The 16,663-nt window shown below is 42.8% G+C and carries 17 protein-coding genes; 7 read left to right on the top strand and 10 right to left on the bottom strand.

Features of this window, described 5'->3' with window-relative positions:
* The first annotated feature begins 9 nt into the window (after positions 1-9).
* From AC6RV6_RS13420 to AC6RV6_RS13410, 3 genes are all read left to right on the top strand, one after another.
* The gene (locus tag AC6RV6_RS13420) at positions 10-909 is read left to right on the top strand and encodes an ABC transporter permease (RefSeq protein ID WP_500241360.1); all 900 of its coding nucleotides are present in this window, start codon (positions 10-12) and stop codon (positions 907-909) included.
* Between the two features lie 9 nt (positions 910-918).
* Positions 919-1,713 (top strand): ABC transporter ATP-binding protein, encoded by a 795-nt coding sequence (locus AC6RV6_RS13415; protein ID WP_500241359.1) that lies wholly within the window; start codon positions 919-921, stop codon positions 1,711-1,713.
* Positions 1,714-1,789: 76 nt separating this feature from the next.
* Complete coding sequence (locus AC6RV6_RS13410) at positions 1,790-2,344, top strand: GNAT family N-acetyltransferase (RefSeq protein ID WP_500241358.1); 555 nt, start codon at positions 1,790-1,792, stop codon at positions 2,342-2,344.
* Positions 2,345-2,362: 18 nt separating this feature from the next.
* Here the strand turns inward: AC6RV6_RS13410 and AC6RV6_RS13405 are convergent, their stop codons facing one another.
* Positions 2,363-3,742, bottom strand: coding sequence for an MFS transporter (locus AC6RV6_RS13405; protein WP_500241357.1), 1,380 nt, complete (start codon positions 3,740-3,742; stop codon positions 2,363-2,365).
* Positions 3,743-3,774: 32 nt separating this feature from the next.
* Complete coding sequence (locus AC6RV6_RS13400; RefSeq protein ID WP_500241356.1) at positions 3,775-4,803, bottom strand: NAD(P)H-dependent glycerol-3-phosphate dehydrogenase; 1,029 nt, start codon at positions 4,801-4,803, stop codon at positions 3,775-3,777.
* Positions 4,804-5,044: 241 nt separating this feature from the next.
* Between AC6RV6_RS13400 and AC6RV6_RS13395 the strand changes: the two genes are divergently transcribed.
* Entirely contained in the window at positions 5,045-5,473 is a 429-nt protein-coding gene (locus tag AC6RV6_RS13395; RefSeq protein ID WP_500241355.1) for an NUDIX domain-containing protein, read from the top strand.
* Between the two features lie 117 nt (positions 5,474-5,590).
* On the opposite strand, the gene AC6RV6_RS13390 is transcribed toward AC6RV6_RS13395, so the two are convergent.
* Positions 5,591-5,917, bottom strand: a complete 327-nt coding sequence (locus AC6RV6_RS13390; protein ID WP_500241354.1) for a hypothetical protein — start codon at positions 5,915-5,917, stop codon at positions 5,591-5,593.
* 315 nt (positions 5,918-6,232) lie between these two features.
* Between AC6RV6_RS13390 and AC6RV6_RS13385 the strand changes: the two genes are divergently transcribed.
* Together AC6RV6_RS13385 and AC6RV6_RS13380 are read left to right on the top strand one after the other, a co-directional pair.
* The gene (locus AC6RV6_RS13385) at positions 6,233-7,843 is read left to right on the top strand and encodes an adenylate/guanylate cyclase domain-containing protein (RefSeq protein WP_500241353.1); all 1,611 of its coding nucleotides are present in this window, start codon (positions 6,233-6,235) and stop codon (positions 7,841-7,843) included.
* 34 nt (positions 7,844-7,877) lie between these two features.
* Positions 7,878-8,810, top strand: a complete 933-nt coding sequence (locus AC6RV6_RS13380) for a glycosyltransferase family 2 protein (RefSeq protein WP_500241352.1) — start codon at positions 7,878-7,880, stop codon at positions 8,808-8,810.
* A gap of 8 nt (positions 8,811-8,818) precedes the next feature.
* Here AC6RV6_RS13380 and AC6RV6_RS13375 read toward each other — a convergent pair whose 3' ends face one another.
* A complete protein-coding gene (locus AC6RV6_RS13375) occupies positions 8,819-9,394 on the bottom strand; it encodes a Uma2 family endonuclease (RefSeq protein ID WP_500241351.1) in 576 nt (191 codons plus the stop codon).
* On the opposite strand from AC6RV6_RS13375, the gene AC6RV6_RS13370 reads away from it, so the two are divergent.
* On the top strand, positions 9,375-9,512 hold the full coding sequence (locus tag AC6RV6_RS13370) for a hypothetical protein (protein WP_500241350.1): 138 nt from the start codon (positions 9,375-9,377) through the stop codon (positions 9,510-9,512). The genes AC6RV6_RS13375 and AC6RV6_RS13370 overlap by 20 nt on opposite strands.
* Here the strand turns inward: AC6RV6_RS13370 and ychF are convergent.
* The 6 genes from ychF to AC6RV6_RS13340 all read right to left on the bottom strand — a co-directional run bounded on the left by ychF (position 9,502) and on the right by AC6RV6_RS13340 (position 16,451).
* Positions 9,502-10,593 (bottom strand): redox-regulated ATPase YchF, encoded by a 1,092-nt coding sequence (gene ychF / locus AC6RV6_RS13365; RefSeq protein WP_500241349.1) that lies wholly within the window; start codon positions 10,591-10,593, stop codon positions 9,502-9,504. The two genes, AC6RV6_RS13370 and ychF, sit on opposite strands and share 11 nt — an antisense overlap.
* A 76-nt stretch (positions 10,594-10,669) precedes the next feature.
* Entirely contained in the window at positions 10,670-11,461 is a 792-nt protein-coding gene (locus AC6RV6_RS13360) for a hypothetical protein (protein ID WP_500241348.1), read from the bottom strand.
* Positions 11,462-11,533: 72 nt separating this feature from the next.
* Entirely contained in the window at positions 11,534-12,271 is a 738-nt protein-coding gene (locus tag AC6RV6_RS13355) for a Sir2 family NAD-dependent protein deacetylase (RefSeq protein WP_500241347.1), read from the bottom strand.
* 16 nt (positions 12,272-12,287) lie between these two features.
* A complete protein-coding gene (locus AC6RV6_RS13350) occupies positions 12,288-12,896 on the bottom strand; it encodes a Uma2 family endonuclease (protein ID WP_500241346.1) in 609 nt (202 codons plus the stop codon).
* Positions 12,897-12,941: 45 nt separating this feature from the next.
* Positions 12,942-13,985: an isochorismatase gene (locus tag AC6RV6_RS13345; protein WP_500241431.1), complete on the bottom strand. Its 1,044-nt coding sequence runs from the start codon at positions 13,983-13,985 to the stop codon at positions 12,942-12,944.
* A gap of 147 nt (positions 13,986-14,132) precedes the next feature.
* Positions 14,133-16,451, bottom strand: coding sequence for an iron uptake porin (locus AC6RV6_RS13340; RefSeq protein ID WP_500241345.1), 2,319 nt, complete (start codon positions 16,449-16,451; stop codon positions 14,133-14,135).
* Between the last annotated feature and the right edge of the window lie 212 nt (positions 16,452-16,663).

Here is a 16,663-nt window from a genome sequence, read left to right as displayed (position 1 = left end):
TAAATTTAGATGAGTATAATTGCTTTTTTCGGTGCAATTGAATTGGGTTTACTCTACGCTTTAGTGGGAATTGGCGTATATTTATCATTTCGCGTCTTAGATTTTCCCGATCTAACAGTTGATGGGAGTTTTCCGTTAGGAGGTGCCGTTGCGGCTACTTTAATTGCGAATGGGATCGATCCTTATTTGGCGACAGGACTGGCAATTTGTGCGGGAGGAATCGCAGGTTTAATTACAGCATTTCTCAATGTACAGTTTAAGATTTTGCACCTTCTCGCCAGCATTTTAACAGCGATCGCACTTTATTCGATTAATTTACGCATTATGGGTAAACCCAATGTTTCCTTATTGGGACAGTCTACCGCGATCGTGCCGTGGGAAAAACTCTTAAATTTTTGGCCGAGTTGGATTACAACCCCTATTATTTTATTGATTTTGGTATTATTGATTAAATTTTGTCTCGATTATTTTCTCAATTCGGAATTGGGTTTAGCAATGCGAGCAACGGGAGCTAATTCAACGATGGCAAAAGCTCAAGGAATTTATACCGATCGCATGATTCTTTTAGGGATGGCGATGAGTAACGCTTTGGTTGCTTTTGCCGGGGCTTTATTTGCTCAATTGTATGGTTTTGCTGATATTTCAATGGGAGTCGGTACGATTATTTTTGGTTTGGCTGCTGTCATTATTGGCGAGCGATTGATTGCCAATCGTAGCGTACAATGGGCAACATTGGGGACAATTTTAGGTGCGATCGCTTATCGCATTGCTGTTGCCTTTGCCTTGAATGCTGATTTCCTTGGTTTTCAAGCTCAAGATTTGAATTTAGTCACCGCAATTTTAGTAGGACTCGCTCTAATTTTTCCTAAATCTTTACCCAAGAAAAATTTATTTAAACTTCCGAAATAATAAATAATTATGATTAAAGTAGAAAGCATTCAAGTTAAATTTAATCCTGATACTCCCTTGGAGACGATAGCATTAAAAGAAATTAATTTAACGATTCCAGAAGGTCAATTTGTTACAGTTATCGGCAGTAATGGGGCTGGAAAATCGACATTATTAAATGTGTTGAGTGGGGATATTATTCCTCAACGAGGAATGGTGAAGATTGCCGATCGCGATGTGACTCGCTGGCAAACCGCAAAGCGATCGCAATGGGTTGCCAGAGTATTTCAAAACCCCTTAGCGGGGAGTTGTCCCGATCTAACCGTAGAAGAGAATTTAGCCTTAGCTTACCGTCGCGGGAAGGGAAGGTACTTGCAACCGGCTTTAAATCGTCGCTTGCGAGAAATGTTTCGGGAAAGATTGGCGAGTTTGGGACTGGGTTTAGAGAAAAGATTGCGCGATCGCATGGGATTATTATCGGGAGGTCAGCGTCAAGCTGTGAGTTTGCTCGCTTCTACTTTATCTTCTCACCAAATACTCTTACTTGACGAACATACCGCCGCACTCGACCCAAAAACGGCGGCTTATATTCTCCAATTAACCCGTCAAATTGTCGAAGAAAAAGGCCTAACAACGCTTATGGTGACTCATAGCATGGCACAGGCATTAGAATTAGGAACTCGCACTCTCATGCTACACGAAGGACGGATTATTTTTGATATTCAAGATAAAGCGCGATCGGGTTTAACTGTAGGAGATTTACTCGATCTATTTCATCAACAACAACAAGAAAACTTAGCGGATGATGCGTTACTTTTAGGGTAAAATGTAATTGTAAAAAAGTGTAGTAATATTCAATTCTATCTTGAAGTTATTAGGATTATGGAAAGGAGAAAATTGCTTGAAAATCAATAAACGCAAACCTATTCTTCATGGTATTCGTGTAATGCTCCGTCCTCTCGGAATCGATGATGCAGAAACCATGTTTCTTTCTTTGTCGGACGAGGAATCAATGCGTTTAACAGGAACACAGGATACTTTTACACTGGATGATGTAAAACAGCATTGTGAGAAAATTAAAAATGCTAGATATCGCCTTGATTATGCAATTATTGTTAACGATAAAATTATTGGTGAGATTGCTCTCAATGACATCGACTCGCGCAATCGATCGGCAAACTTTCGTATTGCAATTTGGGAAGCACGAAATCGAAATTGTGGTTTCGGGACTGAAGCGATACAACTTATTCTCAAACACGCATTTTTGACCCTCGAACTCAATCGTATTGAACTTGAAGTATATGCTTTCAATCCTAGGGCAAAACACGTTTATGAAAAACTGGGTTTTCAAGTGGAAGGGAGACGAAGACAGGCTTTGTGGTGGCAAGGAAAACCTATTGATGCGATCGTCATGGCGATACTTAAATATGAATATGAGCATATTGCTTTGAGTTGATAACCGATCGCATCGCATTTAAGGAGTCGGGATCGCAGTTTCTTTTTCGACATCCGATCGCAATATTTCTTCTTCTCTCAAGCTCGGCTCATTTTCGACCATATCTGTGACCCTTGGCACGAATAAAGCGGCAATAATTAAAAAGAAACCGCCAAAGACCACAGCCAATAAATGATTGGAATGTAAAAAGGTAGACATCACCCAACCCAAACCCAATGCTACGCAAATTTGCGGCACGACAATAAACACATTAAAGATGCCGATATAACTGCCCATTTTTTCCGTAGGCAGGGCATCTGCAAGGATAGAATAAGGCATGGAAAGAATGCTAGACCATGCCAAGCCCAACGCCATCGCACAGAAGAAAATCAAATAGCGATCGCGAATCCAAAATAAAGCAATTAATCCTATTCCTCCACACAATAAACAAAAAGCATGAACGAATTTGCGACTGGTCAAACGGGCAAAACGCGCTAAAAATAACGACGCGATCAAACAAACTGCATTGTAAACTGCAATAAAAATTCCCGCCCATTCAATCCCTTGGGTATAGAGTGGAGAAGTTTGGTCGGTTGCACCGAAAATTTGCCTCGCGATCGCCGGTGGTAAATATAAAAAGACGCAAAACATGCCCACCCAAGTAAAAAACTGCACCACGGCTAATTGGCGCATGGTTTCTGGCATCTGGATAATATTATGAATAAAGCCTTTCACCCCTGTTTCTTGATGTTCTTCTTGGCTTCGATCCTCCTCTAAAGACTCATTTTTCGTACTCATAGCCGTCCACAATACACAACTCAAATAAACGAATGCCCCGAGATAAAAAGAGAACTTAACGCTTAAAGGAATCGTTGCATTTTCTGAAGTATCTTCGATCAAACCGAGATGACTGAAAATCCACGGTGCTAATGCCCCAGCAACTGCCCCTAAACCAATAAAAAAGGCTTGCATGGTAAACCCGCGAGTACGCTGTTTTCCGGTGATGCGATCGCCGATAAATGCCCGTAGCGGTTCCACCGTACTATTAAAAGAAGTATCGAGAATCCACAGCATCCCCGCCGCCATCCACAAATTCCCCGAATTAGGCATTAAAATCAAAGCCAAGGAACTCAAAAGCGCTCCGGTGAGGAAAAAAGGTTTGCGGCGACCGAAAGGCGTTTGCGCGCGATCGCTGCAATAGCCAATAATGGGTTGTACGATTAACCCCGTAATCGGTCCCGCTAACCAAAGAATGGGAATTTGTTCGGGATCTGCCCCCAAATATTCATAAATGGCACTGGTATTGCTCATTTGTAAAGCCCAACCAAATTGCGTGCCAAAAAAGCCAAAGGTTAAATTCCAAATTTGCCAGAAATTTAGAGTTTGAGAGGTTGGATTTGAGGGTGTTTCTGATTCCATGCCGAGATTTCGCGTTTCATCCTGTCTCTCAGTTATAGGTCTAAATCGCAGAATTCTGCTTTTAATTCTCGTTCCATCAAGGCTTGGACGGCTTCTGGGGGGGTGATGCGACCCCGGAGAAGACGATGGACTTGACGGGAGATGGGAACGGGAATGGCTTCGCGATCGGCCAGTTTGACGAGAACATTGGCTGTATTGACCCCCTCCGCCGTCCCGACCAAATTCTCTAAAATTTCCTCGAGGGTTTGACCTTTAGCGAGACCGTAGCCGACCTGATAATTCCGCGACAGGGGACTATCGCAAGTCGCCAGTAAATCTCCCAAACCCGAGAGACCGAAAAACGTTTCCGAGTCAGCACCCAAGTGAGTTCCCACGCGAATCATTTCTGGTAGCGCTCGAGTCAACAAACCCGCTTTTGCATTTGTTCCTAACTTTAAGCCATCGCAAACTCCTGCCGCGATCGCCATGACATTCTTTAAGGTTCCTCCCAACTCGGTACCGATGGGGTCGGTATTGACGTAAACCCGAAAACTATCGCAGGCAAATAATTCTTGCACGATCTCTGCGGCTTGTTCGTTTTGACTGGCGACGACGGTGGCTGCCGGTAATTCCTGCATAATTTCTTTGGAAAGATTGGGTCCCGATAAAACGACGACGGGATGAGAGGGAAACGCCTCTTGCCAAATTTGCGATGGGGTATAGGTGGTTAAGGGATCTAACCCTTTGGTGGCAGTGACGAAGATCGTATCATCGGGAATGTCTAAGGATTGCAACTGTTCGACCACCGATCGCACCCCTTTCATGGAGACTGCACTGAGAATGACTTTCGCCCCCGCGATCGCCTCGGCCAAAGATTCCGAACTATGTCGCGACCACAGCCGCACGCGGTGATCGCTGCGTTCCGAGATATTCGCGAGAGCCGTTCCCCAAGCCCCTGCACCAATGACAGTTAAACGAGTGGGGCGATCGGGAGGAAAGGGATTAAAATCTTCTTGTTCTGGGGTTTCTATCTGGGTAGAAGCCTTGAAAACAACAGAGTTCGCAGCAGATTGATGAGTCATATAATTCTTTGAATTCAACAAGAACCGAATCCAAATAATTTTTCCTTTTGCCAGTAGGATTGACGATTGTTGCCAATAACATTACGATCGGGATTCGGGTGTTGAGATTGAGGATTGAAAGAGAGCAATCTCTATCAGTCTTGGCAATCGCAACACCTTCTTATGATAGCGAATTCTCTCAAATTCTTAAATTTAATTCCTCAGAATTGATAACAAAAACTCTTTTTCTTGAAAATTTCCCATGACGTATCGCAATCCCATCCCGACTGTTGATATCATTATCGAGTTAAGCGATCGCAGCGATCGCCCGATCGTTCTCATCGAACGACAAAATCCTCCCTATGGTTGGGCAATTCCGGGAGGATTTGTAGACTATGGAGAAACTGTAGAAACGGCAGCCATCCGAGAAGCAAAAGAAGAAATTAGTTTAGATGTAGAACTAATCGAACAATTTTATGTTTATTCTCATCCCGATCGCGACCCTCGCAAACATACCCTCAGTATTGTTTTTTTAGCCACGGCAACAGGAGAACCGAAAGCTGCAGATGATGCCAAGAATTTAGCTATTTTCCCGCAATGGGAAATCCCTAATAATCTCTGTTTCGACCACGAACAAATTCTCAAAGATTATTGGTACTATCGCAACTATGGCATGCGCCCTCGCATTTAATTCATCAGAATTTTTCGCCACCGACATTTTAATCCGGCTGCGATCGTTGGCGATTTTATGAATCTCACCGAGTTTAAAAACTCCGATCTCATTCTAAATTATCGATCTCATTCTAAATTATCGATCTCGTTCTAAATTATAAATGACTTTTTCCCAATACCAATTTTCCGAGCGTCCGGGATGGCGAGCTTTTTCAGACTCAATTAAACGTCGTGCCGCCGCTTCATCTCCATTGAGAATTCGGATAAGTTTTTTGTTTTGAGAGGAGATAGGATTATCTCTTTGTACTCTCTTAAGATCCTTGAGATCGATCGCCGGACGAGTACCAGCAAACCCGCCTCGTTGTCTTGTAGAATGTCGCTGGCGTTTTAACCAAAAATAGAAAAATAAGAAGATCGCAAGCGGCACGAGCAATAAAATTAGTAAGAAAAATACGTTCATCATGAGCCTTATCTTAGACTGCGATCGCTATTATCAGTGTACCAGATAACCGATCGCAAAGATTCAAGATTGAAGACAGAACATAAAAATTACAGAAATTTTGCAGAGTTGCCGGATTGAGCTATCTTGTTAAAGAAATCAATAATAAAATCATCTGTGACTTGTTCGGTCGAGCGTCCCTTTGGCGATCGCATCATCTTTAAACTTTCATCAGAATTTATTGTTAGTGATGAAGGATGCAACCGACAATAAAATTACCCTCAAATTCAAACTTCTGGTTTCTCTTCCTCAAACAAAAAACATCAAGAGGAATAAATAATGAAGCAAACTGCAAACAAACAAAGTAATTTATTGATTGTTGACGATACGCCAGCCAATCTCCGCTTGCTATCTACGATGCTAAGTGGAAAAGGATATAAAGTGCGTAGCGTTATGAATGGAAAAATGGCTATTAAAGCCGCACAAGCTAAACCTCCCGATCTAGTTTTATTAGATATTAATATGCCGCAAATGAACGGTTATGAAGTTTGTCGAAATTTGAAAACAGATGAAAGAACACGAGATATTCCTGTGATTTTTTTAAGTGCTTTAGATGATGTTTTAGATAAAGTCAAAGCCTTTCAAGTTGGCGGAGTAGATTATATTACCAAACCTTTTCATTTAGAAGAAGTCCTCATTCGCGTACAGAACCATATTGCCCTGAAAGATGCCAAACAAGAAATTGCTCGCAAATCGGAAGTCTTAGAAGCCTTTAGCAATAATCTCAAAGCATTGCATCGTTTGGATACAACAGACTATCAAGATTTTACAACGCGATTTGACGATTACTTAGCGACAGGATGTAAAATCCTCGGGTTTCCGACTGGAATTATCAGTCGCATTGAGGGCAATATTTATATGATTCAAGCCGTGCGATCGCCTTGGGATTTTCTCGCACAAGGTACAGAATTTACTTTACAAGATACTTATTGTTTGGCAACAATTAAAAACCGAGGGACGATTGCTTATGATAATGTTGCTGAAATTCCTGAATTAGCCGAGCATCCTTGTTATAAAGTGTCAAATTTACAATCCTATCTCGGTACGCCAATATGGGTCAATGGAGAAATTTATGGAACGCTGAATTTTGCCGCACAGGAAATTCGCTTGCAAAAATTTGAGGCACAAGAAAAAGAGATTATTGAATTAATAGCGCAGAGTTTGGGAAAAGCGATCGCGGCGGATCAAATTGAAGCGCAACGTCAAGCTGCGGTGAAAGCCTTGCGTGTCGAAAAACAAAAATCTGAGAATTTACTTTTAAATATTCTCCCGCAAAAGATTGCCAAACGACTCAAACAGGCACCGGAATCTATTGCTGAACAATTTGACGAAGCAACGATTTTATTTGCCGATATTGTCGGATTTACCCAACTTTCTACCCTTGTCAAACCTTTAGAATTGGTCAGTTTTCTCAATCAAATTTTTTCGGCTTTCGATAAATTAGCTTTAAAATGGGGAGTCGAGAAAATCAAAACCGTAGGAGATGCGTATATGTTAGCCGGTGGAATTCCCGTACAGCGAGAAGATCATATCGAAGCGATCGCAGATGCGGCTTTAGCCATGCAAGAAATCATTCAAAACTTTCAATTATCCTTAACGGAGTTGGAGGAAAAAAACGATCGCCAATTTCAAATTCGTATTGGCATTCATGTCGGTTCGGTGGTTGCAGGTGTATTGGGAACGAGTAAATTTTCTTACGATCTTTGGGGGGATACCGTTAATGTTGCTTCTCGTATGGAGTCTACCGGAGAACCGGGCAAAATTCAAGTCACCGAAATTGTTTATAATAAACTCAAAGATTGCTATCTTTTGGAAAAAAGAGGGCTAGTCGAAATAAAAGGTAAAGGAGGAATGGTAACATATTGGTTATTGGGAAAGAAAAATGAGTAACCAATAACTAATAACCCATAACCCATAATAAATTATGTTTTTTAGTATTGTTATTCCCACCTACAATCGCAAACTGATTTTAGAGAAATGTTTACAAGCATTGGAATCTCAAAACCTAATGCCTCATCATGCTATTGAAGATTATGAAATTGTGGTTGTTGATGATGGTTCAACTGATGGGACTTTAGATTGGTTGGCAACACAAAAACAAGAATTTCCTCATGTTATCACGCATTCCCAAGACCATCAAGGACCGGCAGCCGCCCGCAATTTAGGAGTAGAATGCGCCCGAGGCGATACAATTATTTTTATCGATAGCGATCTGGTCGTAACAGAGAATTTTTTACAGGCTCATTGCGATCGCTTATTACAAGGACAACGAGAATATAATAGCGATCGCGTTTTTACCTATGGTTGGGTGATTAATACCTGTAACTTTGAAAATCCGACTTCAGAATCTTATAAAATCACCGATTTTTCTGCCGCTTATTTCGCGACGGGAAATGTTGCGATCGCGAAAAAATGGCTACTACAAGCTGGGTTATTTGACACTGGCTTTCAACTCTACGGTTGGGAAGACTTAGAATTAGGAGTACGCTTAAAAAAACTCGATTTAAAGCTGCTGAAATGCCCGGAAGCAGTGGGATATCATTGGCATCCTGCTTTTAGTTTAAAACAAATTCCCAATCTGATCGAGAAAGAAATTCAGCGCGGACGCATGGGGGTCTTATTCTATCAAAAACATCCCACGTGGGAAGTCAGGATGATGATTCAAATGACGTGGATTCATCGTCTTTTATGGGGAATTCTTTCTTTAGGAGGATTGCTGAATGAAAAAACATTAGCACCTTTTTTACAATGGTTGATCGATCGCGGCAAACCTCAATTAGCTTTAGAAGTTGCTCGCATTTTCCTCAATTGGTATAATGTTAAAGGCGTTTATTCTGCTTATCAAGAAATAAATTAAGTTTTATCTTACTTTTTCTTTGATTTTTTCAACCATCCCAACACATCTCCCAAAGTTAATTTTAAATCTTTGACTAGATCGGGAACAGGTAATATTTGCTCCTCTTCATCTAATAATTTGGGTTGCTGTTTTGGAGGATAAATTAAAATCGAACGTGCAGAAGGATCGATCAACCAACCCATTTGACTACCATAATCAAGAGCGTGTAAAATTTTTCCTGTCACCTTCGTTTGGCTTTGATCTGGAGAAAGAATTTCTATGATTAAATCTGGTACATCATTGAAAATATTAGCAATCTCATCATTGTCATCGACAGGTATTTTATCCCATGCAAAAACCGTTACATCTGGAACGATCGCACGTCCCCCAAAAACACATCTTAATTCAGGAAAGGCTTGAGCGATTTCTGGTTCTTCTACTAATAGATTAATTGTTGTCACCAATTTAGCTTGAATTTTACTATGTTTCCCTTGCGGCATCGGTTTTCGCAGAATTTGACTATTAATATATTCGCTAGAGGGTTGAGTTTCAGGAAGTTTGAGAAACTCCTCTAAGGTTATTGCTTTGATAGATGCTTGTCTCATCACCATTCTCCTCAATGTGGTTTCTTTGATATTAGTCAAGCGATCGCATTACCTACTTCTCGATGATTTTCATGACTGGGTTATTTTAGCAAGCGATCGCAATAAAACTAAACATTAAAGCGGAATAACAAAACATCCCCTTCCTTAACAATATATTCTTTTCCTTCACTGCGAACTAAACCCTTTTCTTTAGCTGCATTCATAGAACCTAAAGTCACGAGATCTTTATAAGTCACCGTTTCAGCCCGAATGAAACCCCGTTCAAAATCCGTATGAATGACTCCGGCTGCTTGCGGTGCTGTCATCCCCGCAATAATCGTCCAAGCACGAGTTTCTTGTTCTCCTGTGGTTAAATATGTCCGCAATCCTAATAGAGCGTAAGTGGCTCGAATTAAAGATTTTAAGCCACCTTCTTCTACGCCTAAAGCCTCCAAAAAATCCTTACTTTCTTCTTCGGATAACTCAACCAATTCTGATTCAACTTGTGCCGAAACAATAACTACTTTGGCGTTTTCTTTAGCTGCGACTTTCTCAACTTCTTTGACCCAATCATTCCCCGTGGCAAGGTCATCCTCGGAAACATTCGTCGCATAGATAATCGGTTTTAGCGTCAACAAACCTAACTGTTTAATGGGTTCGAGTTCTTCTTCCGTTAGCTCAATTTGACGCGCCATTTTGCCAGCATCGAGGGCAGTTTGCAGCCGTTCTAAAACCGTCAATTCTTCTTGTGCATCTTTATTGGTTCGTGCTTGTTTTCGCACGCGATCGATCCGCTTTTCAACCTGAGATAAATCTGCTAAAGCTAATTCTAAATCGATCGTTTCAATATCTCGCACTGGATCCACAGAACCCGCAACGTGAATGATATCTTCACTATCAAAACAACGCACGACATGGACGATCGCATCAACTTCGCGAATATTGGCTAAAAATTGATTTCCCAACCCTTCGCCTTTACTCGCCCCTTTCACCAACCCAGCAATATCAACAAATTCAATGCGGGTAGGTACAATCTGTTTGGACTTGGAGAGTTTCGCCAACACCCCCAAGCGTTCGTCAGGTACCGCAACCACCCCCACATTGGGTTCAATGGTACAAAAGGGAAAATTCGCCGCATCTGCCTTAGCATTGGCGACGAGGGCGTTAAATAGGGTAGATTTGCCGACATTGGGCAATCCGACAATTCCGGCTCTGAGCATGGGATGCGATCGCTAAAATAATGTACCGATTCCCTACAATAACAGGGAATTGCCGAGAAAAGCCCAAGAAGACAAATTAACCCCCAAAACCGCCTAAAGACGACTGGGAAAAGCTCCCTGCCCCTTGACTCGCCCGTACAGCCGACTGAGAGAAGACTTGGAAGGCTTGACGAATCTCTGTTTCGCTCTTACCGGGGGTTAAAATCCACTCATCCCGAATGCCCATATTTTTAAAAACCTGACGAAAATCTGTGTGTTCGTCATCAATCCCCATCGCGGCAATTATGTGATTTTCTGCTCGTAACATATCTTCGACGATCGCACTCACATCCTTAGCTTGCGATCGCCGAGAATGTTCGTCGGCTCCATCGGTAATAATGAGGGTAATCGTCCGCACGGGAACGCCATTATCCTCAAATTCCTGCGCTTTTGCCAGCACTGTTCCCAGCAAAACCACAGTTTGATCGTAGAGGGGGGTACCTTGATTGGGGTTATAATTTTTAGGATTCATTCGCACTGCTTGCGAGAGAGGACAGTAGGGATACAGAACAAACCCATTGAGATAGCGAGTATGAATGAGGATGCTATCCTGTTGTTTTGTGGTGCCGAGGGCATCTAATACCGCATTATGTCCCCCTCGTACCGCTTGGGAATTGCCGCCAAAGCGAATCGAGCCGGAATCGTCTGGCATAATGGTAACGAGAACGACTTCACTCGCCGTCACATCATCTACATTGATTCCTAAACCCGCTTGAATTTCTGCACCGATATCCAGAACATTCAATGCTTGCATGGATGCGTTAGATAGCAATCCGTCATCTTGTGCGGATTGAAAAAGATTGTTGAGATCGGGTGTATTTTGACTCACGATCGTTCTCCTTATTTTGTTGTCAAGATTGTAGTTTTGTTAGTTGGTTTCGTGCCTGAAACCAACTTTTTTTTACTGTTCTTTGTTGACTTCACGCTGATTTAAATATGTAACCAACTCTGGCATTTTTTCTGCTGCTGTTCCTTGTAGAAGGGTGTAGTTTTCCGGTAGGGAAGTGGGGGGATCGGGATCGATAAAGTATTTTTGTGATACCTGCTGAAAATAATCCAATAAACTCGCTGCTGGGTAAACTTGCGCTGATGTTCCTACCCCAATAAAGAGTTCAACTACGGGTAAAATTTGATGAATTATCTGGTGAGGAAAATCGACAGCTTCTCCAAACCAAATGATATCGGGACGTAATTGTTTGCCACATTGAGGACAAAGATCGCCAAGTTTAATACTTTGAGTAATTTCGCTGCGATAATTGCATTTCCAAGCCGCATTTCTAGGAAAAACAGAGAGATGCCATTCACACTTTTCAGAGTTAATTTTTCCGTGTAAATGCAGAACATTTTTCACACCTGCTTGTTCGAGCAAAGTATCGATATTTTGGGTAATACAAAGCACGTCAAATTTTTCTTGCAGTTGCGCGATCGCATAATGTGCAGCATTGGGTTTGCAGTTTTGCATTTGCTCAAAACGCTGCCCATAAAACTCTAACACCAATGCTGGATCTTTCGCCCATCCTTCCGGGGAAGCCACATCTTCAATGCGATAATTATCCCACAATCCATTACTCCCACGAAAGGTGGGAATTCCACTTTCTGCCGAGAGTCCGGCACCGCTAAAAATGACAGCTTTTTTCATGGGGTTTGCGATCGCATTAATTTGCCGTATTAAAGATTTGGTTTGCAGTTAATTTAAGTTCGGGAAATGCAGAGGAAGCGATCGTTTCTTCGTCTCGAAATTGACTCACTTGATATTCTCCATCTACCAATAAATGGATCGAAATTGTGGGCGTTTTAGGAGAACCAATATATCGAGTCGCTGCCAATCCCAAATAGTCTACAATCCAATATTCTTGAATGCCCATTTCTTCATAATCTTGGAGTTTTTTGAGATAGTCATCCCGCCAATTGGTACTTGCTATTTCTACCAATAGCTTAACAGTTTTGCCATTGGCAACAGTAGAACGCTTTTCCCAGAGCTGTTCTTCATTCAAAGCAGTATCGTCTAAAACAATTACATCAGGTTTATAGCTCGATTTTGCACTAGGGGTCTTAACAAAACATCCACTCGGTATAAAAAGTGGTAGCTTTAAACGACGAACTTCTATGCCAAATTCAATTTGCAGAAATCCTGCTATTTTTTCGTGGGTTCCTGTAGGTTGCAATTCAACAATAACTCCTTCATGTAATTCGTAAATTCCATTTTCTGGATACCAATCCAGAAATTCTTCAAAGCTGAGGAGTTTAGGAAGTGCTTGGATCATGGGAAAATCTCCAACTTTCTTACAGTATAGTACATTTTAGCAATTTTACAAACTCAATCCCGGCCAAGTTTCTATTGCATCGGTGGATTTAACCAAGTGCATTCCGGCTTTAGCAAAGCGATCGAATGCCGCATCGGCTTGGTCGGTAAAATCAACAATTCCCGGTACGACAACTGGAGAAGTACAGTCTTCTAATAAGTAAACTTTCTGGGCCAAATCTGGGTCTTTTGCTTGAATTTCTGTGAGTAGATCGTCAATCGTCCAAGCCACACAATGACTCTTGGCTTGTCCGGCAATAATCACGGCATCAAAGTCCAATAATTTTTGGATAAAGCGAGCATTTTTCTGAGCAATGGGGCGACCGTCAGCACTTTCTAAGACTTCGGGACGCAACACAGAATAATTTTCCGTTAAAGGATTGCCGCCTTTAATTTCAAATCGCGTCTGACTATTGCGGGCAATATTATGGACAAATAAGGCTTCTTCAACTGCTGAAACTAACGCATGACCAATGCCACCTAACATAGAATGATACGGCCAAATCGTGAGCGGATATTTGCCATCATCGTCTAATTTTTGGACGTAGTGAAAGGCATGGTGTTGCAAGGCTAAATAATTCCCATTAACCAGACTGTAAGCAACAGCAGGATTAACCTTCCAAACCCCTTTCTGGACATCATTTAAGGTGATGCTTGTGGCGGCTGGAATGGGATGTTCTCCTGCATCATTTACCCAAAAGAAAGGATGGAAAATTTGCATAGTGGTATGGGTATCCATCGTGGGTGCAATTTCCGTAATAGTTCCTAAATTATGATAGATAAACTCGCATAAACGGCGATTATCATCGATCGCACCGGTTCCCGATCGCCCCCCGACAAATAGTTCAAAGTTAGGAATACAAAAGGTATTCTGCACGTCGATCGCCATCAAACAAATACGGGTTTTATCTTTGGCTGCGGGTTGAATATGCCAGCGTTTCCCCCAATCTTTCGCTTGTGCGGCGCGATCTTGATAGGGGACTCGCCAGACTTCGCCGACGGTTTTGGAGTCGAAGAAGGAAGGAAGGGGAAGTTGAGTAATGGTTTGCATCATGGGTGCATTTCCTTTTCGTGTAACTTCTACACCAAGTATAGTGTTGTTTTTACACAGTGTCAAGAGATTGAATTCCCGCGAGGCTGATTCTCTGCAATCGATCTCGCGGGAAATTCTCTGAATACGCGGATTTTAAGGGATCGCCTAGAAAGAAAAAGTTACGCGCACCGTCCCAATGACATCATCGTGATCGCTAAAATTCTGATTGGGATTAAACACGACTACGGCACCCGGAGTAATGGAAATATTGTCCGTGATGGGAAAGCGATAGAATCCTTCTAAATGCCAGATCGGATCCGTGCGGCCGCGATCGCGCACTAAACCGCTTGCCCGAATGCCTTTCATTGTTGGCTGCATCCCGGCATATAACGCCCAGACATCCCCTTCCTTAAAGAAATCTGGTAAAGCAATTCCTAAAGAATAAGACCAGATATCTGCATTACCTCGCTCGAGTAAAACAGCATTGGTATAGGTCATCGCCCCATTGACGATCAGACCATCGGTGATTCGCAGAGATATTTCTCCCCCGTAAGAATTTGTTGCCATGGGGATACCGCCATCATTATTATCTAATAACACCCAAGGATTATTGGCCGCATAACTACCCACTAATGCACTGAGTCCCCCCGTCCGCGATCGCCCTTCTGCATAGATAGGACTGCCTCCCGCGTGATAGCCGTGAATGTAGGTGAGTCCCACCGCAAGGCGATCGCTGACATTGACATTTAAACGCCCCATCGCGGCATAATCCCCATTAAATAACCCAGAACCCGCCCCGGGTGTTGCGGCATTACTCCCCGCAAAATATCCCAAAGTGATTGTACTGGGTCCGAGGAGGTTTTCAATGGGGGTAAAGCCAAAACTTAACGCCGCCCCAGACCCGCCGCCAATGCGGAAAATGGGGTTGCGCTGGCCGAATGTGGAGAGGGAACCATTACCCCCGTCAAAGTCCTCAAAATAGGGATTTAACGTGGGGGCAATATCGCTCCATTTTCCTCCCGTCGCCGCCACATAAGCCTGAGAATTGCCGGATTGAAAATAGTACCCCAACCAATCCACAAGGACATCATTACTCGACTCGCTGTCGGGAACGTTAAAGGTTTGGGTGGCCGCAAAAGAACTGGTATTGTTGAGAAAACTGAGAGAACCGCTACGATAAGCCTGCAAATTTCCTGCCCGCAAGCGCGTTACCAAGCGATCGCGCCCGGTAAAGCTGGTATTTAACGCCAAACGAACCCGATTGCCAAAAGCAGTCTCGCTGACTACAGTGAGAATATTATTCGTCACCGAACTGCCACCGTCAAAGTTATCGGTTAAAGCAAAGATCGCCTCTCCCGATAGTTTCGTGGTGGTAGAAAACTGATGCGCTTCGAGGAAAGCAACGCGACTTTCTAGGTTATCAACTCGCGTGCTGAGGGTTGCCAATTCTGTTTCAAATTCCTGTACGAGACGCTGAATCGCTTCTAAATCTTGGCGAGTGACAAAATCTACGGTAGAAGCGGCGATCAGGCGTTCGACTTGTTGAATGCAAGCATTTAAACCCGCCGCAAATTCATAACGAGTTAGGGTGCGATTTCCGCGATAGGTGCCATTGGGATAACCCTTGAGACAATCATAGCGTCGCACCAAGTCATCAAGCGCTTGAAACGCCCAATCACCGGGGGAAACATCCCGAAATTGTGAGGCTCCAAAACTGCCTTGTCCTATGGGTTCCCTGCTATATTGATTGATGCGATCGAGAAGGTTGGATGGTTCGGTAAAAGAGGTTAATGCTGCGGGGGTGTCGAGTTCAGTTTCTATTCTATTCTCCTGCACTAATTCCTCAACAGATGCGATCGCGGTTTCAGGAGAAGGAATCGTGACAATATTTTTGGTAATTTTAGCTTTATTTTCGATAACTTCATCGTTTATCTTTGCATTGTTGCGATCGCGAAGCGTCTCCAACGGAGAATCGCGCCTTAAATCTGCTTCTGTTAAAAACTCCGGCCAAGTTTCCGTAACTTCTTCTGTTTGTTTCGGCGATCGCAGTATATCCGCTTCTGTCAAAAATTCCGGCCAAGTTTCTTCTGTTTCAGTTTCTGCAATCTCCTCTACAAATACTTCTTCGCTTGTGGTGTCAATATTATCGTTTTCGCTGACGAGTAAGCGATCGGCGTTATCCCAATTTTGCGGGTGAGAGACTTCCTCTATTGCTAATGCAGTTAAATCGATTTTCTCATCGCGATCGCTTTCAGAAAAAAGCTCATTTGTCAAGACTTCTGACGGGGTGGAATCGGCAAGTTTTACAATTACTTTTTCGTTATTTTTTAAGGTTTCATCGTACAGTTCAATCTCGAGTTTATCAGGATCTTGTCCGATTTCCGGTTCGATCGCGATCGCGGCTGACGTTGATGCGAGAGTCAAAGCCATACCCAAAACCGCCGGATTCTTGAGTAATTGGAGTTTCCACAATTGCCGATTCATTAATCGTTACGCCTCGATAAACCACTTCTCGGTTATTGTAAGCCCTCTCGACGATTCGCGATCGTCGGTCAGAGGAGAGAAAAGCGATCGCGCACCGATCGTAGAGTGAGGAATTTTCTTATACTGGAAACAGAGAGAAAAAAGCGATCGCTATAACTAGACCTCTCCAGTATTAAAACATTTGGCCAGTCTAGCTTACAGGTCTTAATCTC

It is taken from the genome of Spirulina sp. LEGE 11439, assembly GCF_059821285.1.
Note: the sequence above shows the minus strand (reverse complement) of the source record. Positions and strands in the feature narration are given on the sequence as shown.